Source organism: Blastococcus sp. SYSU DS0510 (assembly GCF_054050835.1).
In genome coordinates this window covers 39,092-65,867 of record NZ_JBJHAC010000013.1, presented here as the reverse complement: position 1 = coordinate 65,867, position 26,776 = coordinate 39,092, and the positions used below count along the sequence as shown (strand labels likewise).

Sequence of the window (26,776 nt, the reverse complement as noted above, 5' to 3'; positions counted from 1 at the left end):
TTAGCGGCCCGAGACGGCGACCCGCAGGCCCAGCGCGACCAGCACCGTGCCGCTGACCGCCTCCAGCCGCCGACGGACCCGGGGCCTCCGGAACCAGGTGCCCGCACGGGCCACCGCAGCCGCCAGCCCCAGGTAGAGCGCCGTCTCGACGCCGACCTGCAGCAGGGCCAGCGCCGCCGTCGTGGCGAGCACCGGGCCCTCGGCCGGCACGAACTGCGGGTAGAACGCCAGCACGAAGACGGCGGCCTTGGGGTTGGCCAGCTGCACCACGACGCCCTCGCCGAACGCCGCCCACCACCCCCGGCGCCCCGGGGTGGCCGGCTCCGGTGCGACCTCGGGAGCGCTGCCCCGGTCCCGCCAGGCCGCCCGCCAGGCCCGGAGCCCGAGGAACAGCAGCACCACGGCACCGACCACGCGCAGCACCAGGTAGGCGACTTCCGAGGCGGCCACCAGCGCCGCGAACCCGGCCCCCGCCGCGAGCGCCCACAGGTAGAGGCCGAGTTCCAGGCCGAGGACCGTCGGCACGGCGCCGCGCAGGCCGCGCAGGGCCGCCCGCCGGAGGATGAGCGCCATCGCCGGCCCGGGCGACGCCGAGATGAGCAGCACGGCGAGCAGGAACGCCGGCACCGTCGTCAGGACCTCCACGCCGACGATGGTGGCAGCGGTGGATCAGGACGTCGACGAAGTTCCGTCCCCTCCGCGCGGTCGGCGGTCGCGTCAGCTCCGGCCCTGCAGCCACCACTGCAGGCGCGCGGTGATCCACGGCAGGGCCAGGTAGGTCATCACCGGAGTCAGCGCCAGCGTGACGGCCAGCACCCGCAGCACCACGTGGACGTCGGCGAGCGCCGCCCCCAGCGTCACGGTGGCCAGCAGGTTGACCGGGAAGAACACCAGCCAGATCGTCACCGCCTGCTTCCACCGGGGCGGCGCGGCCGGTGCAGGGGTCTGCTCCACCGTCCCGGCGACGGGCGCGTCGAACCAGCCCTCGATGCCGGTGCGCCGCTCGGTGCGGGTGACCTCGGCCAGCCCCTGCGCCGAGCGCAGCCACCACCGCCGCTCCGTGGAGGCCTCCCAGGCGTCCAGGGCGGTCTGGTCGGCGAACCGGACGAGCATGTGCCACTCGTCGGCGTCGTGCCGGGAGCGCACCCAGCCGCCGCCGAGGAAGCCGGGGAAGGTCTCCGCCATGCCGAAGCCGGCGCGGATCCACGCCGTCATCTCGCGCGTGTGCGCCGGGTCGGCGCGCCGCGTGAACGACACCGTCACCGGGAGGTCGTCCCGGGTGAGGGCGGTCGTCGTCGTCATGCACCCAGGATCGCCCGGAGCCGGGTCCGCCGGGTCCCCCGAGGCGGTGTGAGCCCTGCCTCCCCCGACACCCCCGCCGCTCCCCGGTCGCTGACAGGTCCGTGCGGTTGACTCCCGGGCGTGGAGGTCCTCGCCCGCTTCTGGGCCCGCGTGACGGCGACGGTCCCGGACCTCTCGACGACGGTCCTGCTCGCCACCGCCGCCGCCGCCGCGGTGCTGGTCCTCTCCCCCACCCTCTGGCGGCGGACCCGTGCGGTGGTGACGATCGCCCACGAGGGTGCGCACGGGCTGGTGGCGCTGGCCGCCGGGCGGCGGCTCGCCGGCATCCGGCTGCACTCGGACACCTCGGGGCTGACCGTCTCCGCCGGGCGGCCGACCGGCCTCGGCATGGTGCTGACCTGCGCCGCCGGCTACACCGGCCCCGCCCTCTTCGGCCTCGGTGCGGCCGCCGTGCTCGCCGCCGGGCACGCGATCGGGTTGCTCTGGGCGCTGCTGCTGCTCCTGGCCCTGCTGCTCGTGCAGATCCGCAACTTCTACGGGCTGTGGTCGGTGCTGGTCACCGGCGCGGTCGTCTTCGCCGCCACGTGGTGGCTGCCGCCGGCCGGGCAGGCGGTGTTCGCCGCGGTGGTGACGTGGTTCCTCCTGCTGGCCGCTCCGCGCGCCGTCCTCGAGCTCCAGGGTGCCCGCCGACGGCGCGGTGCGCGGGACTCCGACGCCGACCAGCTGGCCCGGCTCACTCCCTTGCCCGCCATCGTGTGGGTCGGCGTTTTCCTGCTCGTCGACGTCGGCGCCTTCGCTCTGGGCGCGAGCTGGTTGATCGGCGCGACCACCGGTTGAGGTGGTTCGTTGTTGGGGATAACGGTGATCACGGGCACCGAGCGCGCGACGACCCCAGCCCGGTGGTCGTCGCCCCAGCCGCACGGGGCTGGGGTCCGGTCGCAGGGCGGCGGTCAGCCGCGCGAGCGCCGCCGCGGCTCGCAGCCGGGTGGCTGACGCACCGGGTCGACGTCGGGCGGCGGCGGCAGCTCGAGCACCACGTCGTCGTGGTCGATGCGCACCTGCCGGCCGTGGTGGCTGATGTCGAGCGGATCGCCGTCCACCAGGCGGTAGGTCGCCTGGTCCCGCTCCACGGTGACGGTGAGCTTCCGGCCCCGGTAGACCACCCGGAACCGCAGCCGGCTGATCCGCTCGGGCAGCCGCGGCGCGAAGGAGAGCCGGCCCCCGTGGTCCCGGAGCCCGCCGAAGCCGGCGACGGCGACGGTCCACCCCCCGGCCAGCGAGGCGATGTGCAGCCCGTGGCCGGAGTTGTGGTGCAGGTTCTGGATGTCGGTGAGCGCCGCCTCGGCCCAGTACTGGTGGGCGAGCTCCAGGTGGCCGGTCTCGGCGGCGACGACCCCCTGCTGGGTCGCCGACAGCGACGAGTCGCGGGTGGTGCGCTGCTCGTAGTAGGCGAAGTCGGCGATCTTCTCCTCGAGCGTGAACGCGTCGCCCCGCAGGTGCAGGGCCATGACCAGGTCGGCCTGCTTGACCACCTGCTTCCGGTACAGCTCGAAGTAGGGGTAGTTCAGCAGCAGCGGGTAGCGCTCGCGCGGCGTGCCGGCGAAGTCCCACTCCTCGTGGTGGGTGAAGCCGTCGGACTGCATGTGCACGCCACGCTGGGTGTCGTAGGGCACCGCCATGAGCGCCGCCCCGCGCAGCCACTCCTCCACCTCCTCGTCCGTGACCTGCAACCGGGTCGCCACGGCGGGCTGCCGGCGCACCGCGGCGGCGGCCTCCTGCAGGTTCCGCTGCGCCATGAGGTTGGTGTAGACGTTGTTGTCGACGACCGCCGTGTACTCGTCGGGTCCGGTCACCCCGTCGATCCGGAAGCCGTGCTCGGTGTCGAAGTGACCGAGCGAGGCCCACAGCCGGGCGGTCTCGATGAGCAGCTCGGCGCCGTAGTCGCGGTCGAAGGCGTCGTCCAGCGTGGCGTCGTGGTAGCGGACGACGGCGTCGGCGATGTCGGCGTTGATGTGGAAGGCGGCCGTGCCCGCGGGCCAGTAGCCCGACGTCTCCTCGCCCCGGATCGTCCGCCACGGGAACGCGGCCCCGCGCAGGCCCAGCACGCGGGCGCGCTCACGGGCCAGGCCCAGGGTGGTGTGCCGCCAGATCAGCGCGTCGCGGGCGGCGTGCGGCGCGGTGTAGGTGAGCACCGGCAGCACGTAGGTCTCGGTGTCCCAGAAGGTGTGCCCGTCGTAGCCGGGGCCGGTCAGCCCCTTGGCCGGGATCGCCTGCCGCTCGGCGCGGAGCCCCGCCTGCAGGACGTGGAACATGCCCACCCGCACGGCCTGCTGCAGCTCGTCGTCGCCCACCACCTCGACGTCGGCCTCGTCCCAGTGCTGGGCCAGGAGCTCGCGCTGCTCGCGGAGCAGGCGCTCGAAGCCGGCGAGCTTCGCCGTCGCCAGCGCCGCCTCCACCTGGTCGCGCAGCGCCGCGCCCGAGCGGCGCGAGGACCAGCCGTAGGCGAGGAACTTGATGATCTTCATCGAGCCGCCGGGCGGGATGCGGGCCGCGAGGGTGTACCGGGCCAGGTCGCCGACGGCCTCGATGTCCTCGGTGCAGCTGTCGGGGACCTCGATCAGGTGGTCCATGCCGGCCGCCATGCGCAGCTGGCTGCGCTTCGTGCGGTGCACCAGCACCGCGCGGCGGCCCCGGCCGGCGGCGAGCTCGCACTGCAGCGGGCGGGCCAGGGCGGCAGCACCGCGCGGGTCGCGGTCGCCGTCGGGGGCGCCGTCCTCGTTGGCCAGCAGGTCCGACTGCAGGGCGACGTAGAGGTCGCCGAGGTCGTCGGTGACCTCCACCTGGTACTCGATCGCGGCGATCGACCGGCGGGCCAGCGACACCAGGCGCGTGCTGGTCACCCGCACGGTCCGGCCGCTGGGCGAGCGCCACTCCGTGGACCGGCGCAGCACCCCCGCCCGCAGGTCCAGGGTGCGCCGGTGGTCGATGACCTCGCCGTAGTTGAGGTCCAGCGGCGAGTCCTTCACCAGCAGCCGGATCAGCTTGCCGTCGGTCACGTTGACGACGGTCTGCCCCATCTCCGGGAAGCCGTAGCCCGCCTCGGCGTAGGGCAGCGGCCGCTCCTCGAAGAAGCCGTTGAGGTAGGTGCCGGGGACGACGACCGGCTCGCCCTCCTCCAGCGACCCGCGCATGCCCAGGTGCCCGTTGGCCAGGGCGAAGACCGACTCGTGCACCCCGAGGCTGCCGTGGTCCATCCCGACCTCGGTGAGCGCCCACGGCTGGACCGGGAAGACCGCCCGCCCCTCGGTCATGGCCGCTCCAGCAGCTCGGCCAGGTCGGTCACGACGACGTCGGCCCCGGCCTCGCGCAGCGCCTCGGCGTGACCCACGCGGTCGACGCCGACGACGTGGGCGAACCCGCCCGCGCGCCCGGCGGCCACCCCGGCCAGGGCGTCCTCGAAGACGACGGCCTCCCGCGGGGTCACCCCCAGCGCGTGCGCGCCGGCGAGGAAGGTGTCGGGCGCCGGCTTGCCCGCCAGCCCCCGCTCCCGCGCGACGACGCCGTCCACCCGGGTGTCGATCAGGTCGGCGAAGCCGCCGGCGGCCACCACCTGCTCACCGTTGGCCGAGGCGGTCACCACCGCGGTGGCCAGGCCCGCCTCCTTCACCGCCCGCAGGTAGCGCACCGAGCCCTCGTACACCTCGACGCCGTGCTCCTCGAGCTCCCGCTGCACCAGGTGGTTCTTGCGGGTGGCCACCCCCTGCACCGTCTCGGCGTCCGGGGGGTCGCCGAGCTCGCCCTCGGGCAGGACGATGCCCCGGCTGGCGAGGAAGTCGCGGACGCCGTCGGCCCGCGGCTTGCCGTCGACGTACCGGTTGTAGTCGTCCTGGGTGAACTCCGGTGCCGCCGGGTCGTGCGCCCGCAGGAACTCGTCGAAGGTCCGCTTCCAGGCCGCCATGTGGACCGTGGCGGTCCGGGTGAGGACGCCGTCGAGGTCGAACAGGCAGGCCCGGACGCCGCCGGGGAGGCCGACCGATCGGGTGGTGGACACTGACGCGACGCTACCGGCGCCGGGCGCTGCGCACGTCCTGGGACGGCGCCGGCCTCGCTGTCGGCGTCAGGCCCGACGGGCGCCGGGCGGTGGAGCTGCCTAGGGTCCGACGGGGACGCTCCGGCGGCCCCGACCAGCGACCGACCGCCCCGAGGGAGAGGACCACCATGGCCGACCGGCCCACCCCGCCCAACCCCTACGACTTCCTGCCGCAGGTGCCGGGCTTCACCGTGACCAGCAGCGACCTGTCCGACGGGCAGGCCATGGCGATGCCGCACGTCAGCGGTGTGATGGGCGCCGGCGGCGAGGACCGCTCCCCCCAGCTGTCGTGGTCCGGCTTCCCCGAGGGCACCCGCAGCTTCGCCGTCACCGTCTACGACCCGGACGCCCCGACCGCCAGCGGCTTCTGGCACTGGGCGGTGGCGAACATCCCCGCGTCGGTGACCGAGCTGCCCTCGGGCGCCGGCGACAAGGACGCCCCGCAGCTCCCCGAGGGAGCCGTGCAACTGCGCAACGACGGCGGCTTCGCCGGGTACGTCGGCGCCGCTCCCCCGCCCGGGCACGGGCCGCACCGCTACTTCGTGGTGGTGCACGCGGTCGACACCGACCGGCTCGAGGTGGACGAGAGCACCACGCCGGCGGTCCTGGGCTTCAACCTGTTCTCGCACACGCTCGCCCGCGCGACCCTGGTGGCCACGTACGAGCAGGGCTGACCGCTCGCGTCCGCGCACCTCCGCACCGCCACGGCCCGCCGCCCGCCGCTTGAACGTTGAAGCGGCCACCGTGGGGTGGGTGCGGCGGCCGCCGTCGGGTGGGTAGCTCCCCGCCATGGCGACGTCGTCCCCCCGCCGCCCGGGCCGGCGCGGCCCCGGGCGCGTGCGCCGGCTGCCCGTCCCCGGGCTGCTGGTGGCCCTGCTGGCCTCGTTGGTGGGCTCGTTGCTCGCGCCGGTCCCGGCCGCTGCCGCATGGCCCTCGGCCCAGGATGTCGTCTCGGCCATGACGGCGGCCTACGGCACGCAGGGCACGCTGGCGGTGGCGATCGCCCGGCAGCCCGACCCGACGGGCGGCCGCTCGGCCCGGGCGGCGGAGGCGGCCACGGCGCGGGCGGCCGCGTTCCGGGCCGACAACGGCGACGTGGCCGGGCGGCCGATCCCGGGCGCGTCGATGGTGAAGCTCTACATGGCCGCGGACCTCCTGCACCGCGCCCGGACGGGGCGCCTGGCCCTGGACAGGGAGGACTTCGCGCTCCTGCAGGCGATGGTCCGGCGGTCCGACGACCCCGCGGCCTCGCAGCTGTGGGTGCGCTACGGGGGCGCGCAGATGGTGGTGGACGTCGCCGAGCGGTACGGCCTGAGCGCCACCAGCCCCCCGGCGGTGCCCGGCCAGTGGGGCCAGACCTTGACCAGCGCCCGCGACCTCGCCCGGTTCCTGTCGCTGCTGCCCACGGTCGCGCACCCCGCGGACGCCGCGGCCATCCTCGCGTGGATGCGGCTGGCTACGCCGATCGCGGCCGACGGCTTCGACCAGGAGTTCGGCGTCTTCGGCGCCGTCCCCGGGCGCCCGGCGGTCAAGCAGGGGTGGATGTGCTGCGTCGCGGGGAACCGGCACCTGCACTCGGTCGGGGTGATCGGGCGCAAGGTCGTCGTCCTGCTCAGCGAGGTCCCCGCATCCGTGGGCTGGGACGCCGCCCGCGCCGCCCTCGACGCCGCGGCGGCGCAGCTGCCCACGCCGCGGGACTCCTGATCCCGCGCGGGCTCAGCCCGGCGGCAGCTCCGCCACGGCGGTGGTCGCGATGCGGGCGAACCCGATGCGCTCGTACACCCGCGCCACGTCGTCGTCACCCGCGGCCAGGAACACCAGGTCCGCGGTCTCCCGGGCGTGCGCGGTCAGCGCCGAGGCGACGCCGGCGCCCAGCCCGCGGCCGCGCAGCCGCGGCAACGTCGCCACCGCGACGATCTCGCTCACCTCGGTGCCGTCGACGTCGAGGGGCTGGTGCGAGCCCACCGCGACCGGCTGGCCGTGGTCGATGGCGACCATCATGACGGTCCGCCCGTCGGCGATCCGCTCGCGCAGCACCTCGGTGCGGCGCACCGCCTCCGGCGACTCCTCCGGCGCCCTCTCCTCCACGTCGACGGCTCCCCCGGGGTGGGCGAAGCCGAGCGCGGCCACGTGCTGGTAGTGCGGCAGCTCCGGGTCCTCGGCGCCGACCAGGAAGAGGCGGACCCCCGCCGGCAGGACGACGTCGACGGGTTCGTCGGCCACGAGCAGCGGCAGCTCCTCGACGGCCATCCCGGCCGCACGGACGGCGGCCCCCACCTCCGGCGAGCACTCGGGGATCCACTCCAGGGCCGTCGGCAGGCCGGCCGCCCGCTGCAGGTCCAGGGCCGCCCGCACGTCATCGGCGGTGACCTGGCCACCGTCGTGCCGCGGGCGGGCGGGGTAGGGCCAGGCGGGATCGGCGATCGGGACGTCGAGGGCCCCGGCGGTCCGGATCCGCGCGTCCGGCTGGGGCGCGGCGGCGAAGTAGCGCTCGATGCACTCGAGCAGCCCCGGGCGGGTCGGCACGGGGAAACACTAGACCGGCTCCGCCCCGCCGGGGCTCCGCACGCCCCCGGTACCCCGTGACCCGACCCGGCCGGGTGACCCGCGCGCACCCCGCCCCGGGGGTGGACGGCACGATGGGGCGCGTGACGGCTGGGACTCGTGGCTCCATCTCGCCCTACGCGGTGTTCGACCGCGACTCGTGGCGGGCCCTGGCCGCGGGCTCGGACCTGCCGCTGGACGCGGCCGAGCTGGAGACCCTCGCCTCCCTGGGTGACCGCATCGACCTGGACGAGGTCGCCACCGTCTACCTGCCGCTGGCCCGGCTGCTGAGCCTGCACGTGACCGCCAGCCGCCGCCTCTGGGCGGCGCAGAGCGAGTTCCTCGGCAACGCCACGGCCAAGGTGCCGTTCGTCATCGCCGTCGCCGGGAGCGTCGCCGTCGGGAAGAGCACGACCGCGCGCCTGCTGCAGACGCTGCTGGCGGCCACCCCCGGCGTCCCCCGGGTCGACCTGGTCACCACCGACGGCTTCCTGCTGCCCAACGCCGTGCTGCAGGAGCGCGGCCTGCTGGGGCGCAAGGGCTTCCCGGAGAGCTACGACCGGCGGGCGCTGCTGCGCTTCCTGGCCGACGTGAAGTCCGGGCGCGAGGAGGTCTTCGCGCCGGTGTACGACCACCAGTCCTACGACATCGTGCCCGGCCGCGTGCAGGCGGTGGACCGGCCCGACATCCTCGTGCTCGAGGGGCTGAACGTCCTGCAGGCGGGCCGGCGGACGGACGGGTCAGCGCCCGAGATCTTCCTCTCGGACTTCTTCGACTTCTCGGTCTACGTCGACGCGGCGGAGGCCGACATCCAGCGCTGGTACGTCGAGCGGTTCCAGGCCCTGCGCCGGACGGCGTTCCAGGACACCACGGCCTACTTCCACCGCTTCGCCGACCTCACCGACGACCAGGCCCGGGAGACGGCGCTGGGCATCTGGTCGGCGGTGAACGGCCCGAACCTCCGCGACAACATCGCCCCGACCCGGTCGCGGGCGCGGCTGGTGCTGCAGAAGTCCGCGGACCACTCGGTGCGCCGGGTGCTGCTGCGCAAGCTCTAGGCCCGACACGCCGCGGCCGACCTGGGCCGATGCCCGGCGTGGCCGACGGCCATGGCAGGACCTGCCTACTCCTCCGGGTGGATTGGTGACCCGGCTCACGCGCTCTGCTTCAGGACGCGCGCACACCTGCCGAATCCAGGAGTCAGACGAGCGCGGTACGCAACCCGGACCGGCCGTCCTGGAAACCGACGAAGAGGAACCGTCATGTGCCACCACGCAACGCCCTGCCCCGACGTAGCCAGCGAGGCGCGCGACCTCGCCGCCGTGGTCAGCAGCCACCCCGAGCAGGGTTGGCGCCTCCTGTGCAACGGCGTCGTGCTCTTCGACGACGACGGCGAACTGCTCCCCGACGGCCGGGCCGTCCCCGACCACCACGTCTGGCTGGCCCCCGCCTGAGCGGCCCCCTGCAGCGTCCCGGAGGAGCGCGCCGCGCCCCGACTGGAGGCACGACGCACCGCGGCAGGCGCATCCGTGACCGGCACCCTGCCGCCGGGTGCCGACGCTAGGCCGGGGCCCCTACCACGTCGGCCGTCGTCCCGAGGTCGTCGGGGTGCCCCTGACCGCGTGAGGGCACCGCACCGTTCCCCGAGGACGCGTGCGCGCCGAAGTCGTGGTCCTCGAACGCCTCCGGTGGCGGGCAGGAGCACACCAGGTTGCGGTCGCCGTAGGCCTGGTCGATGCGGCGGACGGGGCTGAGGTAGCTGCGGCCCTGCAGCGCACGCACCGGGTAGACCGCCTGGCTGCGCGGGTAGGGCCGGCCCCACTCCCCCGCCACCATCGCCAGGGTGTGCGGCGCGTTGCGCAGCGGGTTGTCGGTGCGGTCGTACTGCCCCGTCGCGACCTTCTCGATCTCCGCGCGGATCGCGACCATGGCGTCGACGAAGCGGTCGAGTTCCGCCTTGTCCTCGCTCTCGGTCGGCTCGACCATGAGCGTGCCGGCGACCGGGAAGCTCATGGTCGGGGCGTGGAAGCCGAAGTCGATCAGGCGCTTGGCGATGTCGTCGTTCGTCACGCCCGTCGCCTTGGTCAGCGGGCGGATGTCGAGGATGCACTCGTGCGCCACCAGCCCCGTGGCGCCGGTGTAGAGCACCGGGTAGTGGTCGCGGAGGCGGGCCGCGACGTAGTTGGCCGCCAGGATGGCGTGCTCGGTCGCCCGGGTCAGCCCGTCGGGCCCCATCAGCCGCATGTAGGCCCAGCTGATCGGCAGGATGCCCGCCGACCCCCAGGGCGCCGCGGAGACGACCGGGCCGGTGGCGCCGGTGTCCACGACCGGGTGCCCGGGCAGGAACGGCAGCAGGTGCTCGCGGACGGCGACCGGGCCGACCCCCGGGCCACCGCCGCCGTGTGGGATGCAGAAGGTCTTGTGCAGGTTCAGGTGGCTGACGTCGGAGCCGAACCGGCCCGGGCGGGCGAGCCCGACGAGCGCGTTGAGGTTGGCACCGTCGACGTACACCTGGCCGCCGGCGTCGTGCACGGCGGCGCAGATCTCCTGGATGTCGGCCTCGAACACCCCGTGCGTCGACGGGTAGGTGATCATGAGTCCCGCGAGCCGGTCGGCGTGCTGGTCGACCTTCGCGTGCAGGTCGGCGACGTCGACGTTCCCGGCCTCGTCGCATGCCACGACGACGACGCGCATGCCGGCCATGACGGCGCTGGCGGCGTTCGTGCCGTGCGCCGAGCTCGGGATCAGGCAGACGTCGCGGTGGTCCTCGCCCCGCGAGCGGTGGTAGCCGCGGATGGCCAGCAGACCGGCGAACTCGCCCTGCGAGCCGGCGTTGGGCTGCACGCTCACCCCGGCGTAGCCGGTCACCTCGGCCAGCCCCGCGCAGAGCTCGTCGATCAGCTGCCGGTAGCCGCGGGCCTGCTCGGCCGGGGCGAACGGGTGCAGGTGCGCGAACTCCGGCCAGGTGATCGCCGCCATCTCGGCCGCGGCGTTGAGCTTCATCGTGCAGGAGCCCAGCGGGATCATCGTGCGGTCCAGCGCCAGGTCCTTGTCGCTGAGCGAGCGCAGGTAGCGCAGCATCGCCGTCTCCGAGCGGTGCGCGGAGAAGACCGGGTGGGTGAGGAAGGGCGTCCGGCGGCGCAGCGCGGCCGGGAGGGCGTCGGCACCGGCGTCGTCGAGCGCCGTCTCGTCGGCGGGGACCCCGAAGGACTCGGCGACGGCGCGCAGGACGGCCGGCGTCGTCGTCTCGTCGCAGGCGACGGCGACCGTGTCGGCGTCGACCAGGCGCAGGTTGATCCGCCGCTGCGCCGCCGCGGCGACCACCTCGGCGGCCCGCCCGGGCACCGCCACCTCGAGGGTGTCGAAGAAGTGCTCGTGCACGATCTCCAGCCCGCCGGCGCGCAGCCAGCCGGCCAGCACCGTCGCGCCGCGGTGCACCCGGGCGGCGATGGCGCTGAGCCCCTCGGGGCCGTGGTAGACGGCGTAGGCGCCGGCCATGACGGCAAGGAGCACCTGCGCGGTGCAGATGTTGCTGGTCGCCTTCTCCCGGCGGATGTGCTGCTCGCGGGTCTGCAGGGCCAGCCGGTAGGCGACGTCGCCGTCGGCGTCCACCGAGACACCGACCAGGCGGCCGGGGAGCTGGCGGGCCAGCCCCTCGCGCACCGACAGGTAGCCGGCGTGCGGGCCGCCGTAGCCCATGGGGACGCCGAAGCGCTGGGAGGTGCCGCACGCGACGTCGGCGCCCCACTCCCCCGGTGCCTCCAGCAGGGTGAGTGCCAGCAGGTCGGCGGCGACGACGACGGCCGCGCCGGCCTCGTGCGCGGCGGCGGCGAGCGCGCGGTGGTCGCGGACGGCCCCGCTCGCGCCCGGGTAGGACAGCAGCACGCCGAACGCGCCGGCCTCGGGCAGGTCGGTGGGCCAGCCGGCGGAGAGGTCGGCGACGTGCAGCCGGATGCCCAGCGGCTCGGCGCGGGTCTGCAGCACGCCCAGCGTCTGCGGGAGCGTGTCCCGGTCGACGACGAAGACGGCGTCCGCCTTCGCCCGGCCGGCCCGGCGGACCAGGGTCATCGCCTCGGCGGCCGCGGTCGCCTCGTCGAGCATCGAGGCGCCGGCCACGGGCAGCCCGGTCAGGTCGGCGACCGTCGTCTGGAAGTTGATCAGCGCCTCCAGGCGGCCCTGGCTGATCTCGGGCTGGTAGGGCGTGTAGGCGGTGTACCAGGCCGGGTTCTCCAGCACCGTGCGCTGGATGACCGGTGGGGTGATCGTCCCCGAGTAGCCCAGGCCGATCATCGAGGTGAAGACCTCGTTGGCGGCCGCGCGCTCGCGCAGCAGCGCGAGGACGGCGGCCTCGCTCTCGGCGGGCGGCAGGTCCAGTGGCGCGCGGTCGCGCACGCCCTCCGGGACGCAGGCGTCGACGAGCGACTCCAGCGACGGGTGGCCGACGGCCTCGAGCATCGCCGCGGTGTCGTCCGGCCGGGGACCGATGTGCCGCCCGGCGAAGGACCCGGCGGTGTCGAGGGCGTTCAGCGAGGGCAGCGGTCCGGCGATCGGCGTGGTGGCCTCACCCGTGGACGCGTCAGCGCGGTCGGTCACTGCTCGGACGGTACCAGCGAGCGTTCCCGGCGAGCGGGCGCCCGGAGGACGACCTAAGCCGTCGCCACCCGGCGCCGGCGACGCATCGACAGCTCGTCGTCCGACGGGACGACCTGACCGCCGTCGATCCGCTCCGCGGGCAGCTCGGCCAGCTCGCCGGAGAGCTCCCGCAGGGCGCCGGAGACCGCGATGCCGAACACGCCCTGGCCGCCGGCGAGCAGGTCGACGACCTCCTCGGCGGAGGTGCACTCGTACACGGTCGCGCCGTCGGAGAAGAGGGTGACGTTGGCCAGCTCCTTCACCCCGCGCTGGCGGAGGTGGTCGACGGCCTTGCGGATGTTCTGCAGCGAGACGCCGGTGTCCAGCAGCCGCTTGACGACCTTGAGCACCAGGATGTCGCGGAAGGAGTAGAGCCGCTGGGTGCCCGAGCCGGTGGCGCTGCGCACCGACGGGGACACCAGGCCCGTGCGCGCCCAGTAGTCGAGCTGGCGGTAGGTGATGCCGGCGGCGGCGCAGGCGGTCGGACCGCGGTAGCCGACCAGGTCGGTGTCGACCTCGTCGTACTGGGGCGCACCGACGGCGGCATCGCTGAACAGCTGACCTTGCGAGCCGTTGCCCTGGTCGCTCACGTCCGGCGTCCTCCTCTGTCCCGCCACGGCTGCGGCGGTAGACGGTTCGGCACCCGTCACCTCAGGTGTCACACCGTTGTCGTTCGCCGACGGTAAGCCGGGCCCGGAGGCCGGTCAACTGAGCGGTGCGGCGTGTCGCCACACCAGCCCCATTTCGGGTGACGGATGCGGCGCGCCTGCCGATACGTACCCGATGGGCCCTCTACGCGGGCCCGCCCCCGGAGCCGGAGCCGGCCCCGAAGTCCTCCGGCGAGATCTGGTCGAGAAATTCGCGGAACTTCTCGACCTCGTCCTCCTGCTCGTCGGGGATCTCGATGCCCACCTCGTCGAGGAGGTCGTCGGCGCCGAAGATCGGCGCCCCGGTGCGCACCGCGAGCGCCACCGCGTCCGAGGGGCGGGCGCTCACGATGCGGTCGTCGCCGAAGACCAGCTCGGCGATGTAGATGCCGTCGCGCATCTCGGTGATGTTGACCGCCTCGAGCTCGGCGCCCAGCGTGCGCACGACCTCGCGGAGCAGGTCGTGGGTCATCGGGCGGGCCGGGCGCACGCCCTGCTGCTCGAACGCGATCGCGGCCGCCTCGACGGCGCCGATCCAGATCGGCAGGTAGCGCTCCCCCTGCGTCTCCTTGAGCAGCAGGATCGGCTGGTTGCCGGGCAGTTCGACGCGGACGCCGACGACTCGAAGCTCCTGCACGGTGCGGCTCCCTCGGCTGCGGCCCGGGTTCGGGCGGGACGGTGTGGTCAGGCGGCCGGTGACGCGTCGACCCGGCGGTGGGCCGGACGGCGCCAGCTCAACGGTACGCCCGCTCAGGGGCGGAGGAGGTCCCGCAGGCGCGTCTCGAGCAGGGCGGTGTGCAGCTGCGCGGAGAGCGCGGCCAGCTCCTGCAGCTTCTCGGTGGCGCGCGTGCGCGCCTCCTCGGAGCGCGCCCGCAGCACCGGGGCGACGAGCTGCTCGACGAGCCCCGCCTCGCGCTCCACGGCGCTGCGGTAGACCCGCAGGTGCCGCGGTTCGATGCCGTGCCGGGCCAGCCCGGCGGCCGCGCGCGCGATGGGGAGGTCCGCGGCGGGGTGCCGGCCCTCGGCGTCGGTGGAGAGCAGCCCGAACTGCACGCAGTCGGCCAGCTGCCCGGGCTCCAGCCCGGCGGCCCGCGCGAACTGCTCGGCGGTCAGCGGCGCCGTCGCCCCCTCCTCGGTGGAGGCGGGGGGCAACGGCGCGGAGCCGCCGGTGGTGCCGGGCAGCGGCTCCCCGCGGTCGAGGGCGTCGAGGTGGTCCTTGATCACCCGCAGCGGCAGGTAGTGGTCCCGCTGGGCGGTCAGCACGTAGCGCAGCCGGCTGACGTCGGCCCGCGAGAACTTCCGGTAGCCCGACGGCGTGCGCTGCGGGTGGACCAGGTCCTCGGACTCCAGGTAGCGGATCTTGCTGATCGTCACGTCGGGGAAGTCGTCGCGCAGCACCGCCAGCACCTCGCCGATGGTCAGGCGGGGTGCGTGCTGGTCGCCGGCGTCCCCGAGCGCACGCTCGCGCTCGGGCACGGCGGTCACGCCCCTCTCTCCCCGAGACCCCGTCTCGGCGTCCCGGTCCGCGGTCCCGACATGCGCAGAATCGCCGGTCGGCTAGCGCGCGGCCGGCTCGCCGGTGCGCGGGCCGGTCAGGTACACCAGGCGGAACTTGCCGATCTGCACCTCGTCACCACCGGCGAGGGTGGCGACGTCGACCGGCTCGCGGTTGACGTAGGTGCCGTTGAGGCTGCCGACGTCGTGCACCGAGAAGCCGCCGCCCTCGCGGTGGAACTCGACGTGCCGGCGGCTGACCGTGACGTCGTCCAGGAAGATGTCGCTGTCGGGGTGCCGACCGGCGGTGGTGACGTCCTGGTCGAGCAGGAACCGGCTGCCGGCGTTGGGGCCGCGCTTGACCACCAGCAGCGCCGATCCGGCGGGCAGCGACTCGACGGCGCCCGCGTGCGCGTCGGCCGCCTCCACCGCCTCCGGCTGGTCGCCGGTGTCCTCGCCGCCGACCTTCGGGATCACGCTCGTGGCCTCGCCCACGCGCTCCAGGGAGAGCGCCGCACCGCACTGCGCGCAGAAGCGACTGCCCTCGGGGTTCTCGTGGCCACATCGAGTGCAGTGCACGTTGCGTCTCCTCCGGTGCGAGGGGCCCGCCGCGGACCTGGAACGGGCCGCGGGCGGCCGGCGGACGGTGGGCCGGGCGGCCCGCCGTGGGTCGGCCGCCGCGGGTGGGCGGCGGACCGTGGGTCATGGAACCAGCCGGTCGGCCCGAGGGTCAACCGGAGGTGCAGGGCCGGGGGGCGGCTTCGCCGCAGGTCCCCCGCTGTTCTTCGCCCCGCAGCGATCATAGTGATCGATCGCCGGAGTCAGCCTCCCGGCGGGCCGGTCACGTGCCGTCGACCACGGCCTGGTACGCGTCGGCGTCGAGCAGCTGCCCGGTGGGGTCGCCGCCCTCCCCCTGCACCGCGATGTCGACCAGCCAGCCCTCGCCGTACGGGTCGGCGTTGATGGTCTCCGGCGCGTCGGTCAGGCGGTCGTTCACCGCGGCCACCACCCCGGCGACGGGCGCGTAGACGTCGGAGACGCTCTTGGTCGACTCCACCTCGCCGATCGGCGTGCCGGGGGCGACCTCGGCCCCCACCTCGGGCAGCTGCACGAAGACGATGTCCCCGAGCGCGTCCTGGGCGTGGTCGGTGATGCCGACCCGGACGACGGTCGACGTGCCGTCGGTCCCCTGCACCATCGCCCACTCGTGCTGGTCGGTGTAGCGGCGGTCGTCGGGCGTGCTCATGCGGCGGTCGTCTCCCGGTGAGGTGGTGCAACGGCCTCGGCGCAGGGGCCCACCTCGAGCGGAGCGGGAGGTGGGGGCACCGAGGTCCCTAGTCGGTTACGGGCGAAGCGTATTGAGGGCGGTCGAGCGGCCGCAACGCGTCCACGATGAGCTCGGGCGACTGCACGATGTCCACGGAGCCGCCGCGGCGCTCGATGCGCTGCACGACCCCGCCCGGGATGTTCATGGCGGTCTCCATGCCCTGGGGGTCGCCGAGGACGACGAACTCGTACGGCGAGCGCAACGCCTCGCCGTCGACGCGGAGGTCGCCGGTGGCGCCGGTGACGGCGGTGGAGAGCCCGATCCGGACGCCGTCGACCTGCATGGTCTCCGCGCCGGCCGCGCGCAGCTCCTGCACCACGTCGAGCAGGTCGGGCACCCGCACCTCCCCCGTAGGGTCCGCGATGCTCAAGGTGAGCCCCGGCCCCTGGGCCGGCAGGGTGCCGTTGAGGATGCCGAGGGCCTCGGCGCTCCGGCGGGCCTCCTCCAGCGCGGCGCCGGTCCGGCTGCCGGAGCCGTTGAGCTCGCGCAGCGCCGCCCGCTGGTCGTTGAGCTGGGCCCGCAGCCGTTCCTCGCGGCTGTTGAGCTCGTCCAGGATGCGCACGAGGTCCTCCTCGCGGGCGCCGGCCAGCATCTGGGCCTCGTCGGCGTTGCGCACCTGCACCGCGAGCGCGAAGCCCAGCAGCAGGGTGAGCACGCCGATGAGCGCCGCCGCGAGGGGGTCCCGCCCCCGCCGCCGCACCGGGGTGGTTTCGCCCGCGGCCGTCTCCGCGGGTGGGTTCTCGCCGGGGTGCGGCGGCCCTGGCCGCCCCGCACCGGTCATGCGCGGAAGACGTGCCGGCGGATCGCCGCCGCGTTGCCGAAGATGCGGATGCCGAGGACGACGACCACCGCCGTCGACAGCTGGGCGCCGACGCCGAGCTGGTCGCCCAGGAAGACGATGAGCGCGGCCACCACCACGTTGGACACGAACGAGATGACGAAGACCTTGGCGTCGAAGATCCCGTCGAGCCGGGCGCGGAACCCGCCGAAGACGGCGTCGAGCGCGGCGACGACGGCGATCGGCAGGTAGGGCTGGAGCCAGAGCGGGACGGTGGGGTCGAAGACGAGGCCGAGCAGGACGCCCGCCGCGAGGCCGAAGATCGGGATCACGACGTCAGCCTCCGGGGCCGGGCTCGGCGCCGGTGGCCCGGCGGGGAATGGCGATCTCGGCGGAGCGGAGCTCCGGCGGGTTGGCGGCCGGCAGGGACAGCTCGTCCTCCTTGGCGAACACGAATTCCAGCCCCGTGGCAGCCGCGAACTCGGCGAGGTCGCGCACCTGGGGGTCGAGCAGGAAGTTCTGCGACAACGTGTCGGGGTCGCCGACGGCGATGATGCGGTAGGGGCTGCTGACCGGGCGGAAGTTGACCAGCACGGCCTCGCCGGCGAACCGGATGGCGCTCGTGGGGCCCAGCCGCTGACCGTTGATGCTGACCGCCTCCGCCCCGGCGGCCCAGAGCGCGTTGACGACCAGCTGCAGGTCGCCGTCGGCCACCTGGACCGCCTCGCTGCCGCCCGCGCCGCCGAGCGGGTCGTCGTCGGCATCGGCCTCCGCGTTGGCCAGCGTGACGAGCAGCCCCGGCCCGGTGACGGCGACGGCGGCGGTGGCCTGCTCCGCCCGTGCGAGGGCGTCGAGCGCCCGCTGCCCCACCGCGGTGGCGGCGAGCAGCTCGTCGCTGGTCCGGCTCACCTCGGCGCGCAGCTCCTCGAGGTCCGCGGCCAGCGCGTCGCTGAGCGCGGACTCGTCCTGGATGTCGCGGACGAGGGCCTCGCGGATCTCCTGCCGGCCCTCCGCCCGGGCGGCCGCCTGGTCGTAGGTCACCGCGGCCAGCAGCCCCGCACCGGCCATGGTCAGCGCGACCAGCACCCGGCCACGGCCCCGGCGGGGTGGCGCCTCTCCCCCGGCCCTGCGGGCGGCGGCCTGCGCGTAGGCCGGGTCGAGGGTCTCGGCCAGCACGTCGTCCAGCAGCGAGGCGCCCAGGGAGCGGACACCGCGGGGCGGGCGCGCGCCGGTCACGGGGAGCTCCGGGTGGCCGCGGAGCGTTCCTCGGCCACGAGGCCCACGACCTGGATCACGTAGAAGACGGCGGCCAGCAGGTACAGCGCGGTGCCCCAGATGGTGAGGGCCCAGGCGAACGGCGCGGCGACGGTCGCCAGCGCGCTGTCCCCGTCGGCGACGAGCAGCACCGGGAAGGCGTAGAGCAGCAGGAGCGTGGCCGCCTTGCCCAGGTAGTGCACCTGCAGCGGCGGGTAGCCGTAGGCCCGCAGGACGAGCAGGAGCACGCCGAGCAGGAGCTCCCGGCCGACCAGCAGGGCCACCAGCCAGAGGGGCACGACCTCCCGCAGCGCCAGCGCGACCAGGGCCGAGACGATGTAGAGCCGGTCCGCCGCGGGGTCCAGCAGCGCACCGAGGCGGCTGCCCTGGTCCAGCCAGCGGGCGAGCTTGCCGTCGAGCCAGTCGGTGAAGCCGGACACCATGAGGACGACGAGCGCCCAGCCGTCCTCCTCCGGGCCGAGGAGCAGCCACAGGAAGAGCGGGACGCCGAGCAGGCGCAGCACCGAGAGCGCGTTCGGCAGGGTCCAGACGCGGTCCGGCAGCTTCTCGCGGTCGGGCAGGGACGCCCCCGTCGTCCGGGACGGGGGGACGGGTGCGGCGGCCGACGACCCGTTCGACGACGTCACGTTCCCTCCAAGCCCAGCACGACCGTGGCCGAGGCTAGTAGAAGGACCCCCTGCCCCCCATCACTCGCATGCTCGCGGCGGGTCCCTGCAGGGGGCCACCCATCCCCCTCGTCGCTCGCACGCTCGCGGCGGGTCCCTGCAGGCGGCCGCCCGTCCCCTTCGCCGGGAGGGCGTCCATCAGGCCGGCACGGCCGTCGCCGTGGGCGCCGGCTCGTACCCGAGCGGACGGCGCTCGAAGCTGCCGGTCCCGTGCGTCACCGAACGCAGGACACCGGGGTAGCCCAGCAACTCCACCTCGGGCACCTCGGCGCGCACCGTGGCCCGGTCGCGGCCCGGGTCGGCCTCGCTGCCGGTCACCCGCGCCCGCCGGGACGACAGGTCGCTCATCACCGCACCGACGTGCTCGGCGGGAACCTGCACCGCGATCTCGCACCAGGGCTCCAGGACCCGGGTGCCGGCGGCGGCCGCGAGCTCCCGCAGCGCCAGGGCGCCGGCGGCCTGGAACGCCGCGTCCGAGGAGTCGACCGAGTGCGCCTTGCCGTCGACGAGGGTCACCCGGACGTCGACCAGCGGCCGGTCCCCGGTGACCCCGCGCGCCGCCTGCGCCCGGATCCCCTTCTCGACGCTGCCGTGGAACTGACCGGGCACGGTGCCGCCGACGATGCGCTGCTCGAAGACGATCCCCGACCCGGGCTCCCCCGGCTCCCCCTCGACGACGACGACGGCGTACTGCCCGTGCCCGCCCGACTGCTTGACGTGCCGGCCGGTCACCCGGGCCGGCCCGCGGAGCGTCTCGACCAGCGGCACGCGGACCGGCACCGTGGCGACGTCGACGCCGTGCCTGCTGCGGAGCCGCTCCAGCAGCACCTCGGCGTGGGCGTCGCCGACGCACCAGAGCAGCAGCTGCCCGGTGTCCGCGCGCCGCTCCAGCCGGACGGTGGGGTCCTCCGCGACGAGCCGGGCCAGTGCGGTCGCCATCCGGTCCTCGTCGCCGTGGGAGGCGGCCTCCACCGCCACCGGCAGCTGCGGGACCGGCAGCTCCCAGGGGGGCACCAGCCGCGGCTCCTCCGGCGAGCTGAGCGTGTCGCCGGTCTCGGCCGTCGCCAGCCGGGCGACGGCGCAGATGTCGCCGGCCGGGCACGCCGCGACGGGCCGCATGGCGGCACCCAGCGGTGCGGAGAGGACGCCGATGCGCTCGTCGGCGTCGTGGTCGGGGTGGCCGCGCTCGGCCATGCCGTGACCGGAGACGTGCACCGCGATGTCGGGCCGCAGCGTGCCGGAGAAGACGCGGACCAGGGAGATCCGGCCGACGTAGGGGTCGGTGGTGGTGCGGACCACCTCGGCGACGAGCGGGCCGTCGGGGTCGCACCGCAGCGCCGGCGCCGGCGACCCGTCGGGCCGGGTGACCGGCGGGCAGCCGTGCTCGGCCGGCGAGGGCAGCGCGGCGACGATCAGCTGCAGCAGCTCGTCGATGCCGACCCCGGTGAGCGGAGCGACGCAGACCACCGGGTGGAAGTGGCCGCGGGCGACCGCGGTCTCGAGGTCGGCGACCAGGTCGGGGACGGAGAGCTCGTCGCCGGCGAGGTAGCGCTCCATCAGCGTCTCGTCCTCGCTCTCGCCGATGATCCCCTCGATGAGCTCGGCGCGGAGCCGGTCGGCGTCGCGGTCGCCGATGCCCCTGGCCTCGGGGTGGGGCTCCAGCAGCGAGACCAGCCCGCGGGCGGCGCCGTCGGGGCCGCGCTCGACCAGGTGCATGGGGTAGACCCCCTCCCCCAGCATCAGCTGGCAGAGGCGGACCGCCTCGTCGACGTCAGCCCGCGGCCGGTCGATCTGGGTGAGCACGACGGCGCGCGGCATCCCCACCGCGGCGCACTCCTCCCACAGCTGGACGGTGGCGGCGTCCACGCCGCTGACGGCCGAGACGACGAAGAGCGCCGAGTCGGCGGCCCGGAGCCCCGCCCGCAGCTCGCCGACGAAGTCCGGGGAGCCGGGGGTGTCGAGGACGGTGATCCGGTGGCCGTCGTGCTCGATGGCGGCCACCCCGAGCGCGACCGACCGCTGCTGGCGGATCTCCACCTCCTCGGCGTCCAGGCAGGTGCTGCCGTCCTCGACGCGGCCCGCTCGGGGAATCGCCCCGGTGGCCGCCAGGAGGGCCTCGGCGAGCGTGGTCTTGCCGGCGCCCGCCCGGCCGACCAGGGCCACGTTGCGCACCTGGGCGGCCGGGCGGGGCGCCGGAGCCGGTGGGATGTCCTTGCCCATGGGGGCCTCAGCCGTCGACGCCGGTCGCTGCGGCCGGATGAGCGGGGTGGGCTGCCACGACGCCTCCCTGGTGCCGGATGTGTCCTGGATCACAGCCTGCCTCGCGATCGGGCGTCGGACAAGCCCTCCCGCGGCTCCCCGCCGCTCGCTGAGGACGCATGCTGGGGGCATGACCAGCGATCACGTCGCCGGCCGCGACCAGGCCACCGGCCGGGCGCACGCCGTCCTGCGCAGCACAGCCGACCTCCCGGCGCCCTGGGCCGGCATCTGCGGGGCGTCTGTCGGCGTCGTCCAGGGGACGTGGGACGGCCCGCGCGGTCGCGGCTCGGCCGACCCCTGCCCCGAGTGCGTGCGGCTCACGGCCGGCTGATGACCGGGACCTCACCGCAGCTCGTCGCCGAGGAGGCGGTTCGCCGCTACCTCGCAGGGGACGCCGCGGCGCGGACCCTCGGCGTCACCGTGAGCCACGTCGCGCCGGGGGCGGTCACCGCGCACATGACCATCCGGCCCGAGATGCTGAACGGGCACGGCACCGCCCACGGCGCGGCGCTGTTCGCCGTCGCCGACATCGCCTTCGCCATGGCCTGCAACTCCCACGGGCCGGCGGCCGTGGGCCGGTCCTGCAGCATCGAGTACCTCGCGCCGGCCGGGCCGGGCGACGCCGTCACCGCCACCGCCGTCGAGCGCTCGGTGGCCGGCCGTGGCGGGATCTACGACGTCGCCGTCACGCGCGACGCGGACGGCCGGCTGCTCGCCGAGCTGCGGGGGCACAGCCGGCAGCTCCCGCCGGGCAGCGCCTGAGGACGCGTCACGACGGGCAGCCCGGCCGGGAGCGCAGCCCGGCGAAGGTGGTCGTGACCAGGGCGTCGGCCAGCGCGTCGGCGGAGAGGTCGCCCTCGGGCCGGTACCACTCGGTGAGCGAGTTGACGGTGCCGAACAGCAGCCGGCTGGTCACGGCGGGGTCGACGTCGGGGCGCACGTCGCCCTCCGCCTCCGCGGCGCGCACCAGGTCGGTGACGACGCGGTCGAACCGGCGCCGCCGCTCCAGCGCCGCCTGCTCGACCGCGGAGTTGCCGCGGACGCGCAGCAGCAGGGTGACGAACGGCAGCTCGGCGGCGAGCACGCGCACCGAGCCGCGGACGACGTGCTCGAGGCGGTCGATGGCCGGCCCCTCGGTGGCGCCCGGCTCCCCAGTGACGGCGAAGAGCGCGTCGAGGGCCCGGTCCAGCGCCAGGCGGAGCAGCTCGACCTTGCTGGGCACGTGGTGGTAGATCGCCGGCTTGGTCACGCCCAGCCGCGCCGCGAGCTCGTCCATGCTCGTGGCGTCGTAGCCGCGCTCGTTGAACAGCGCGACGGCGGTCGCGAGCAGGGAGTCCAGCGAGTGGCCGGGGCGTCCCCGCCGCCCGGTCGCGGCCGCGGCGGCGGTCATGCGCCGGGCCCCGGGCGGTCGCGCAGGTCGTGGAGGCGCTTGAGCTTGCCGACCGAGCGGGCCAGCGTCTCGGGGTCGACCACCACGACGTCGATGCTCGTGCCGATGGTGTCCTTGACCGCCTGCGCCACCTCGGCCGCGGCCGTGGCCCGGCGGTCCGCGGGGCAGTCGGGGCGCGCCTCGACCCGGCAGGTGAGGTGGTCCAGCCGGCCGCGGGTGGTCAGCTCCAGGGCGAAGTGCGGCGAGAGGCCGGGGGTCCGCAGGACGATCTCCTCGATCTGGGTCGGGAAGAGGTTGACCCCGCGCAGGATGATCATGTCGTCGGTGCGGCCGGTGATCTTCTCCATCCGCCGCATGCCGGGCCGGGCGGTGCCGGGGAGCAGCCGGGTGAGGTCGCGGGTCCGGTACCGGACGACCGGCATCGCCTCCTTGGTGAGCGAGGTGAGCACGAGCTCGCCCTGCTCCCCCTCGGGCAGCACCTCGCCGGTGAGCGGGTCGATCACCTCGGGGTAGAAGTGGTCCTCCCACACGTGGAGGCCGTCCTTGGTCTCCACGCACTCCTGGGCGACGCCGGGGCCCATGACCTCGGAGAGCCCGTAGATGTCGACGGCCTGGATGTCGAGGCGCTCCTCCATCTCGCGGCGCATCTCCTCGGTCCACGGCTCGGCACCGAAGATGCCGATCTCCAGCGAGCTGGCGCGCGGGTCCAGCCCCTGCGCCTCGAACTCGTCGATGATCGTGAGCATGTAGGAGGGCGTCACCATGACCACCCGCGGCCCGAAGTCGGTGATCAGCTGCACCTGCCGCGGTGTCATGCCCCCGGAGACGGGGACGACGGTGCAGCCCAGCTCCTCCGCGCCGTAGTGGGCCCCGAGACCCCCCGTGAAGAGGCCGTAGCCGTAGGCGTTGTGCAGCACGTCCCCCGGGCGGCCACCGGCGGCGCGGATCGAGCGCGCCATGACGGCGGCCCAGGTGCCGAGGTCGCGCCGGGTGTAGCCGACGACCGTGGGGCGGCCGGTCGTGCCGGACGACGCGTGCACCCGCCGGACCTGCTCCCGCGGGACGGCGAACATGCCGAACGGGTAGTTGTCCCGCAGGTCGGCCTTGCTGGTCGTCGGGAAGCGGGCCAGGTCGGTGAGCTCGCGGCAGTCGTCGGGGTGCACGCCGGCCGCGTCGAAGGCGCGCCGGTAGTGGGGCACGTTCTCGTACGCGTGCCGCAGCGACCACCGCAGCCGACGCAGCTGCAGGGCGCGCAGCTCCTCGAGGGGCAGCCGCTCCGCCTCGTCGAGAGTGGCCGCGTCCGGGGCCTCGCCGAGCCGTCGCCGTCCGGTCGTCGTCATCCCTGCCGTCCTCGTCCCTCGGCTGCCGCGTCGGCCGCCCGGCGCTTGTGCGCGGGTGCGGCGTGGGTCACACTATTCCTGACCGGACGGTCAGTAAACAGCTCGAGGAGATCCGATGTCCGCGCCCACGCTGGACCGATCCACGGCCGGGAACCCCGACGAGGCCGCGCTGCAGCAGCAGTTCGACGCCACCATCGCCGCCGACCGGCGCATCGAGCCGCGCGACTGGATGCCCGAGGGCTACCGGAAGACCTTGGTGCGCCAGGTCGCCCAGCACGCGCACTCCGAGATCATCGGCATGCAGCCCGAGGGTGACTGGCTGCTCGCCGCCCCCAGCCTGCGCCGGAAGGCGGTGCTGCTGGCCAAGGTGCAGGACGAGGCCGGCCACGGCCTGTACCTGTACTCGGCGGCCGAGACCCTCGGGGCCGACCGCGCCGACCTCACCGACAAGCTGATCGAGGGCCGGCAGAAGTACAGCTCGATCTTCAATTACCCGACCCTCACCTACGCCGACGTCGGCGTCATCGGCTGGCTCGTCGACGGCGCGGCCATCTGCAACCAGGTGCCGCTGTGCCGCTCCTCCTACGGCCCGTACGCGCGGGCGATGATCCGCGTCTGCAAGGAGGAGTCCTTCCACCAGCGGCAGGGCTACGAGCTGCTGATGACGATGATGCGCGGCACCGACGAGCAGCGGGCCATGGTGCAGGACGCCGTCGACCGCTGGTGGTGGCCCTCGCTGATGATGTTCGGCCCCCCCGACGACGAGAGCCCCAACACCGCGCAGTCGATGGCGTGGGGCATCAAGCGGCACACCAACGACGAGCTGCGCCGGCGGTTCGTGGACATGACCGTGCCGCAGGCGCAGGCCCTGGGCGTCACGCTCCCCGACCCGGACCTCGCCTGGGACGCCGAGAGCGGGCACTGGCGCTCCGGCCCGATCGACTGGGACGAGTTCCGCCGCGTGCTCGCCGGCGAGGGCCCGATGAACGCCGAGCGGATCGCCCGCCGCAGAGCGGCGCGGGACGACAACGCCTGGGTCGTCGAGGCGGCCACGGCCTACGCCCGCAAGCACGCCGGGGTGGCGGCGTGAGCGAGGTGACCGCCGAGGGCGGCCACGGCGCGGTCCCCACCGGTCCGGAGGTGCCGGTGCAGCCCCGCCGCCGCGCCGTGCAGCGGGACTGGCCGCTCTACGAGGTGTTCGTCCGCGGCAAGCGGGGGCTCAACCACGTGCACGTGGGTTCGCTGCACGCCCCCGACGACGAGATGGCGATCGACGCCGCGCGCGACCTCTACACCCGGCGGAACGAGGGCGTGAGCATCTGGGTCGTGCGGGCCGTCGACATCACCGCGTCCAGCCCCGACGAGAAGGACCCGCTGTTCGCCCCCAGCGGCGACAAGGTCTACCGCCACCCGACGTTCTACGAGATCCCCGAGGACGTCCCCCACATTTAGGACCTCCTCTCCCCCCACCACCGCTCGTTCCTCGCGGCGGCGGGGCCCTGAGAGCAGGCCGTTCCAATCACCCGTCACGAGGCAAGGAGCGTTGGCATGGGGCACGAGGAGACCGTGTACGACGCGTTGACGAACGCGGACGGCGAGGCGGGGCACTGGGCGTTCGGGACCGGGTTCGACGACCCGCTCGCCGGCGTGGACACCACCGTGCCCGACGGGATCGACCCCGCGGACCTCGGCGCCTACTGCCTGATGCTGGGCGACGACGCCCTCGTGCTCGCCCAGCGGCTGACCCAGTGGATCACCCGGGCGCCGGAGCTCGAGGAGGAGGTCGCGATCGGCAACATCGCCCTGGACCTCCTCGGCCAGGCCCGCCTGCTCCTCGCCCGTGCCGGCTCCGTCGGCGTGCTGGGCCGCTCCCGCGAGCTGGCCACCGAGTCCATCCCCGACGAGGACGCGCTCGCCTACTTCCGGGACGTCGACGAGTTCCGCAGCACCGCCCTCGTCGCCGCGCCCGACGCCGACTTCGCGCACGCCGTCGTCCGGCTGCTGGCCGCCTCCGCCGTCCGCCTGGCGGTGCTCAGCCGCCTCCGGGCCTCCCGCGACCCGGTGCTCGCCGCGATCGCCGCGAAGGGGGTCAACGAGGTCGCCTACCACCGCGACCACGCCGCCCGCTGGGTGCTGCGCCTCGGCGACGGCACCGAGGAGTCCCACCGGCGCGCCCGATCCGCCGTCGAGGCGGTGTGGCCGCTGCTCGCCGACCTGTTCACCCCCACCGACGTCGAGACCCGGCTGACCGCGGCGGGGGTGGCCGTCGACCCCGCCGAGGTGCGCGAGGAGGTCCGGGGCGTGCTCACCCAGGTGCTCGAGCGGGCCACGCTGCCCGTGCCCGGGTGGCCGGCCGGTGCCCCGCCCCGCGGCCGCCTGGGCCGGCACGGGCCGGAGCTGGCCGAGCTGCTGGACACCCTGCAGGGGCTGGCCCGCCGGCACCCGGCGGCGACCTGGTGAGCGCCCCACCCGACCCGCGGTCGGTCGCCGAGCGGGTGACCGACCCCGAGCTGCCGACGCTGACGCTGGCCGACCTCGGCGTGCTGCGGGACGTCCGCACCGAGGGCGACGGCGCCGTCGTCGTCGAGATCACGCCCACCTACTCCGGCTGCCCGGCGATGGGCGTCATGCGCGCCGACCTGCTGCGGGCGCTGCACGAGGCCGGCTTCGACCACGTCGACGTCCGCACCGTCCTCTCCCCCGCGTGGACCAGCGACTGGATCAGCGACGAGGGGCGCCGCAAGCTCGCCGCCGCCGGCATCGCGCCGCCGGGCAGGGCGCCGGACCGCCCGGACGGGCCCGTCCCGCTGACCCTCGAGCCGATCCGCCGGAGCGCCGCGTGCCCGCTCTGCGGCTCCGCGGACACCGAGGAGCTGTCGGAGTTCGGATCGACCGCGTGCAAGGCGCTGCGCCGCTGCCGCAGCTGCCGGGAGCCGTTCGAACACGTCAAGGAGATCTAGTGACGCGACAGGGAGTGAGCATCGCAGCGAGCGCCAGCGAGCGAGGAGCGGAGCGACCGCGGAGCGGCACCGA

29 protein-coding genes are annotated in these 26,776 nt (G+C 75.0%); 11 read left to right on the top strand and 18 right to left on the bottom strand.

From position 1 onward, the window contains the following. Window positions 1–645, bottom strand: a complete 645-nt coding sequence (locus tag ACI79P_RS12295) for a LysE family translocator (RefSeq protein WP_456581336.1) — start codon at window positions 643–645, stop codon at window positions 1–3. Between the two features lie 72 nt (window positions 646–717). Beyond that, window positions 718–1,302 (bottom strand): antibiotic biosynthesis monooxygenase, encoded by a 585-nt coding sequence (locus ACI79P_RS12290; RefSeq protein ID WP_456581335.1) that lies wholly within the window; start codon window positions 1,300–1,302, stop codon window positions 718–720. A 120-nt stretch (window positions 1,303–1,422) separates the two neighbouring features. Between ACI79P_RS12290 and ACI79P_RS12285 the strand changes: the two genes are divergently transcribed. Then, window positions 1,423–2,139 carry a M50 family metallopeptidase gene (locus ACI79P_RS12285; RefSeq protein ID WP_456581334.1) on the top strand — a complete coding sequence of 239 codons (717 nt, stop codon included), beginning with the start codon at window positions 1,423–1,425 and terminating at the stop codon, window positions 2,137–2,139. Between the two features lie 113 nt (window positions 2,140–2,252). On the opposite strand, the gene ACI79P_RS12280 is transcribed toward ACI79P_RS12285, so the two are convergent. Together ACI79P_RS12280 and ACI79P_RS12275 are read right to left on the bottom strand one after the other, a co-directional pair. Beyond that, the gene (locus ACI79P_RS12280; protein WP_456581333.1) at window positions 2,253–4,613 is read right to left on the bottom strand and encodes a glycoside hydrolase family 65 protein; all 2,361 of its coding nucleotides are present in this window, start codon (window positions 4,611–4,613) and stop codon (window positions 2,253–2,255) included. Continuing rightward, window positions 4,610–5,353 carry a beta-phosphoglucomutase family hydrolase gene (locus tag ACI79P_RS12275; RefSeq protein ID WP_456581332.1) on the bottom strand — a complete coding sequence of 248 codons (744 nt, stop codon included), beginning with the start codon at window positions 5,351–5,353 and terminating at the stop codon, window positions 4,610–4,612. Before ACI79P_RS12275 ends, ACI79P_RS12280 begins: the two co-directional genes overlap by 4 nt. A gap of 167 nt (window positions 5,354–5,520) precedes the next feature. Here ACI79P_RS12275 and ACI79P_RS12270 point away from each other — a divergent pair, with 167 nt between their 5' ends. Both ACI79P_RS12270 and ACI79P_RS12265 read left to right on the top strand, forming a co-directional pair. Next, a complete protein-coding gene (locus tag ACI79P_RS12270; protein ID WP_456581331.1) occupies window positions 5,521–6,066 on the top strand; it encodes a YbhB/YbcL family Raf kinase inhibitor-like protein in 546 nt (181 codons plus the stop codon). A gap of 115 nt (window positions 6,067–6,181) precedes the next feature. Continuing rightward, window positions 6,182–7,096: a serine hydrolase gene (locus ACI79P_RS12265; RefSeq protein ID WP_456581330.1), complete on the top strand. Its 915-nt coding sequence runs from the start codon at window positions 6,182–6,184 to the stop codon at window positions 7,094–7,096. Between the two features lie 12 nt (window positions 7,097–7,108). Here the strand turns inward: ACI79P_RS12265 and ACI79P_RS12260 are convergent, their stop codons facing one another. Beyond that, the gene (locus ACI79P_RS12260; protein ID WP_456581329.1) at window positions 7,109–7,918 is read right to left on the bottom strand and encodes a GNAT family N-acetyltransferase; all 810 of its coding nucleotides are present in this window, start codon (window positions 7,916–7,918) and stop codon (window positions 7,109–7,111) included. A 113-nt stretch (window positions 7,919–8,031) separates the two neighbouring features. Here ACI79P_RS12260 and coaA point away from each other — a divergent pair, with 113 nt between their 5' ends. Continuing rightward, window positions 8,032–8,994 (top strand): type I pantothenate kinase, encoded by a 963-nt coding sequence (coaA, locus tag ACI79P_RS12255; RefSeq protein ID WP_456581400.1) that lies wholly within the window; start codon window positions 8,032–8,034, stop codon window positions 8,992–8,994. Window positions 8,995–9,198: 204 nt separating this feature from the next. Beyond that, complete coding sequence (locus tag ACI79P_RS12250) at window positions 9,199–9,390, top strand: DUF5999 family protein (protein WP_456581328.1); 192 nt, start codon at window positions 9,199–9,201, stop codon at window positions 9,388–9,390. A gap of 106 nt (window positions 9,391–9,496) precedes the next feature. Here ACI79P_RS12250 and gcvP read toward each other — a convergent pair whose 3' ends face one another. From gcvP to ACI79P_RS12195, 11 genes are all read right to left on the bottom strand, one after another. Next, a complete protein-coding gene (gene gcvP, locus ACI79P_RS12245; RefSeq protein ID WP_456581327.1) occupies window positions 9,497–12,529 on the bottom strand; it encodes an aminomethyl-transferring glycine dehydrogenase in 3,033 nt (1,010 codons plus the stop codon). A gap of 53 nt (window positions 12,530–12,582) precedes the next feature. Next, window positions 12,583–13,158 (bottom strand): MerR family transcriptional regulator, encoded by a 576-nt coding sequence (locus tag ACI79P_RS12240; protein WP_456581326.1) that lies wholly within the window; start codon window positions 13,156–13,158, stop codon window positions 12,583–12,585. A gap of 202 nt (window positions 13,159–13,360) precedes the next feature. Continuing rightward, complete coding sequence (locus ACI79P_RS12235; protein ID WP_305999992.1) at window positions 13,361–13,852, bottom strand: bifunctional nuclease family protein; 492 nt, start codon at window positions 13,850–13,852, stop codon at window positions 13,361–13,363. 113 nt (window positions 13,853–13,965) lie between these two features. Next, a complete protein-coding gene (gene ftsR / locus ACI79P_RS12230) occupies window positions 13,966–14,700 on the bottom strand; it encodes a transcriptional regulator FtsR (protein ID WP_456581325.1) in 735 nt (244 codons plus the stop codon). 72 nt (window positions 14,701–14,772) lie between these two features. Further along, window positions 14,773–15,288 (bottom strand): oxoglutarate dehydrogenase inhibitor Odhl, encoded by a 516-nt coding sequence (gene odhI, locus ACI79P_RS12225; protein ID WP_456581324.1) that lies wholly within the window; start codon window positions 15,286–15,288, stop codon window positions 14,773–14,775. A 262-nt stretch (window positions 15,289–15,550) separates the two neighbouring features. Continuing rightward, the gene (gene gcvH, locus ACI79P_RS12220) at window positions 15,551–15,955 is read right to left on the bottom strand and encodes a glycine cleavage system protein GcvH (protein WP_456581323.1); all 405 of its coding nucleotides are present in this window, start codon (window positions 15,953–15,955) and stop codon (window positions 15,551–15,553) included. 88 nt (window positions 15,956–16,043) lie between these two features. After that, on the bottom strand, window positions 16,044–16,817 hold the full coding sequence (locus ACI79P_RS12215) for a DUF881 domain-containing protein (RefSeq protein ID WP_456581322.1): 774 nt from the start codon (window positions 16,815–16,817) through the stop codon (window positions 16,044–16,046). Beyond that, window positions 16,814–17,146: a small basic family protein gene (locus ACI79P_RS12210; RefSeq protein ID WP_456581321.1), complete on the bottom strand. Its 333-nt coding sequence runs from the start codon at window positions 17,144–17,146 to the stop codon at window positions 16,814–16,816. Before ACI79P_RS12210 ends, ACI79P_RS12215 begins: the two co-directional genes overlap by 4 nt. 4 nt (window positions 17,147–17,150) lie before the next feature. Beyond that, window positions 17,151–18,050, bottom strand: coding sequence for a DUF881 domain-containing protein (locus tag ACI79P_RS12205; RefSeq protein ID WP_456581320.1), 900 nt, complete (start codon window positions 18,048–18,050; stop codon window positions 17,151–17,153). Then, complete coding sequence (locus ACI79P_RS12200) at window positions 18,047–18,715, bottom strand: CDP-alcohol phosphatidyltransferase family protein (protein ID WP_456581319.1); 669 nt, start codon at window positions 18,713–18,715, stop codon at window positions 18,047–18,049. Before ACI79P_RS12200 ends, ACI79P_RS12205 begins: the two co-directional genes overlap by 4 nt. A 177-nt stretch (window positions 18,716–18,892) precedes the next feature. Continuing rightward, a complete protein-coding gene (locus tag ACI79P_RS12195; RefSeq protein ID WP_456581318.1) occupies window positions 18,893–20,974 on the bottom strand; it encodes an elongation factor G-like protein EF-G2 in 2,082 nt (693 codons plus the stop codon). Window positions 20,975–21,143: 169 nt separating this feature from the next. Here ACI79P_RS12195 and ACI79P_RS12190 point away from each other — a divergent pair, with 169 nt between their 5' ends. Then, on the top strand, window positions 21,144–21,344 hold the full coding sequence (locus ACI79P_RS12190) for a hypothetical protein (protein ID WP_456581317.1): 201 nt from the start codon (window positions 21,144–21,146) through the stop codon (window positions 21,342–21,344). Beyond that, window positions 21,344–21,775 carry a hydroxyphenylacetyl-CoA thioesterase PaaI gene (gene paaI, locus ACI79P_RS12185; protein ID WP_456581316.1) on the top strand — a complete coding sequence of 144 codons (432 nt, stop codon included), beginning with the start codon at window positions 21,344–21,346 and terminating at the stop codon, window positions 21,773–21,775. Before ACI79P_RS12190 ends, paaI begins: the two co-directional genes overlap by 1 nt. A gap of 7 nt (window positions 21,776–21,782) precedes the next feature. Here paaI and ACI79P_RS12180 read toward each other — a convergent pair whose 3' ends face one another. Then, window positions 21,783–22,403 carry a TetR/AcrR family transcriptional regulator gene (locus ACI79P_RS12180; RefSeq protein WP_456581315.1) on the bottom strand — a complete coding sequence of 207 codons (621 nt, stop codon included), beginning with the start codon at window positions 22,401–22,403 and terminating at the stop codon, window positions 21,783–21,785. Continuing rightward, entirely contained in the window at window positions 22,400–23,743 is a 1,344-nt protein-coding gene (gene paaK, locus ACI79P_RS12175) for a phenylacetate--CoA ligase PaaK (RefSeq protein ID WP_456581314.1), read from the bottom strand. Before paaK ends, ACI79P_RS12180 begins: the two co-directional genes overlap by 4 nt. Before the next feature lie 115 nt (window positions 23,744–23,858). Here paaK and paaA point away from each other — a divergent pair, with 115 nt between their 5' ends. From paaA to paaD, 4 genes are all read left to right on the top strand, one after another. Next, on the top strand, window positions 23,859–24,833 hold the full coding sequence (paaA, locus tag ACI79P_RS12170; RefSeq protein ID WP_456581313.1) for a 1,2-phenylacetyl-CoA epoxidase subunit PaaA: 975 nt from the start codon (window positions 23,859–23,861) through the stop codon (window positions 24,831–24,833). Further along, window positions 24,830–25,195 carry a 1,2-phenylacetyl-CoA epoxidase subunit PaaB gene (gene paaB, locus ACI79P_RS12165; RefSeq protein WP_456581312.1) on the top strand — a complete coding sequence of 122 codons (366 nt, stop codon included), beginning with the start codon at window positions 24,830–24,832 and terminating at the stop codon, window positions 25,193–25,195. Before paaA ends, paaB begins: the two co-directional genes overlap by 4 nt. Window positions 25,196–25,291: 96 nt before the next feature. Then, a complete protein-coding gene (gene paaC, locus ACI79P_RS12160; protein WP_456581311.1) occupies window positions 25,292–26,203 on the top strand; it encodes a 1,2-phenylacetyl-CoA epoxidase subunit PaaC in 912 nt (303 codons plus the stop codon). Further along, complete coding sequence (paaD, locus tag ACI79P_RS12155; protein ID WP_456581310.1) at window positions 26,200–26,703, top strand: 1,2-phenylacetyl-CoA epoxidase subunit PaaD; 504 nt, start codon at window positions 26,200–26,202, stop codon at window positions 26,701–26,703. The genes paaC and paaD overlap by 4 nt, the downstream gene beginning before the upstream one ends. Window positions 26,704–26,776: the final 73 nt, after the last annotated feature.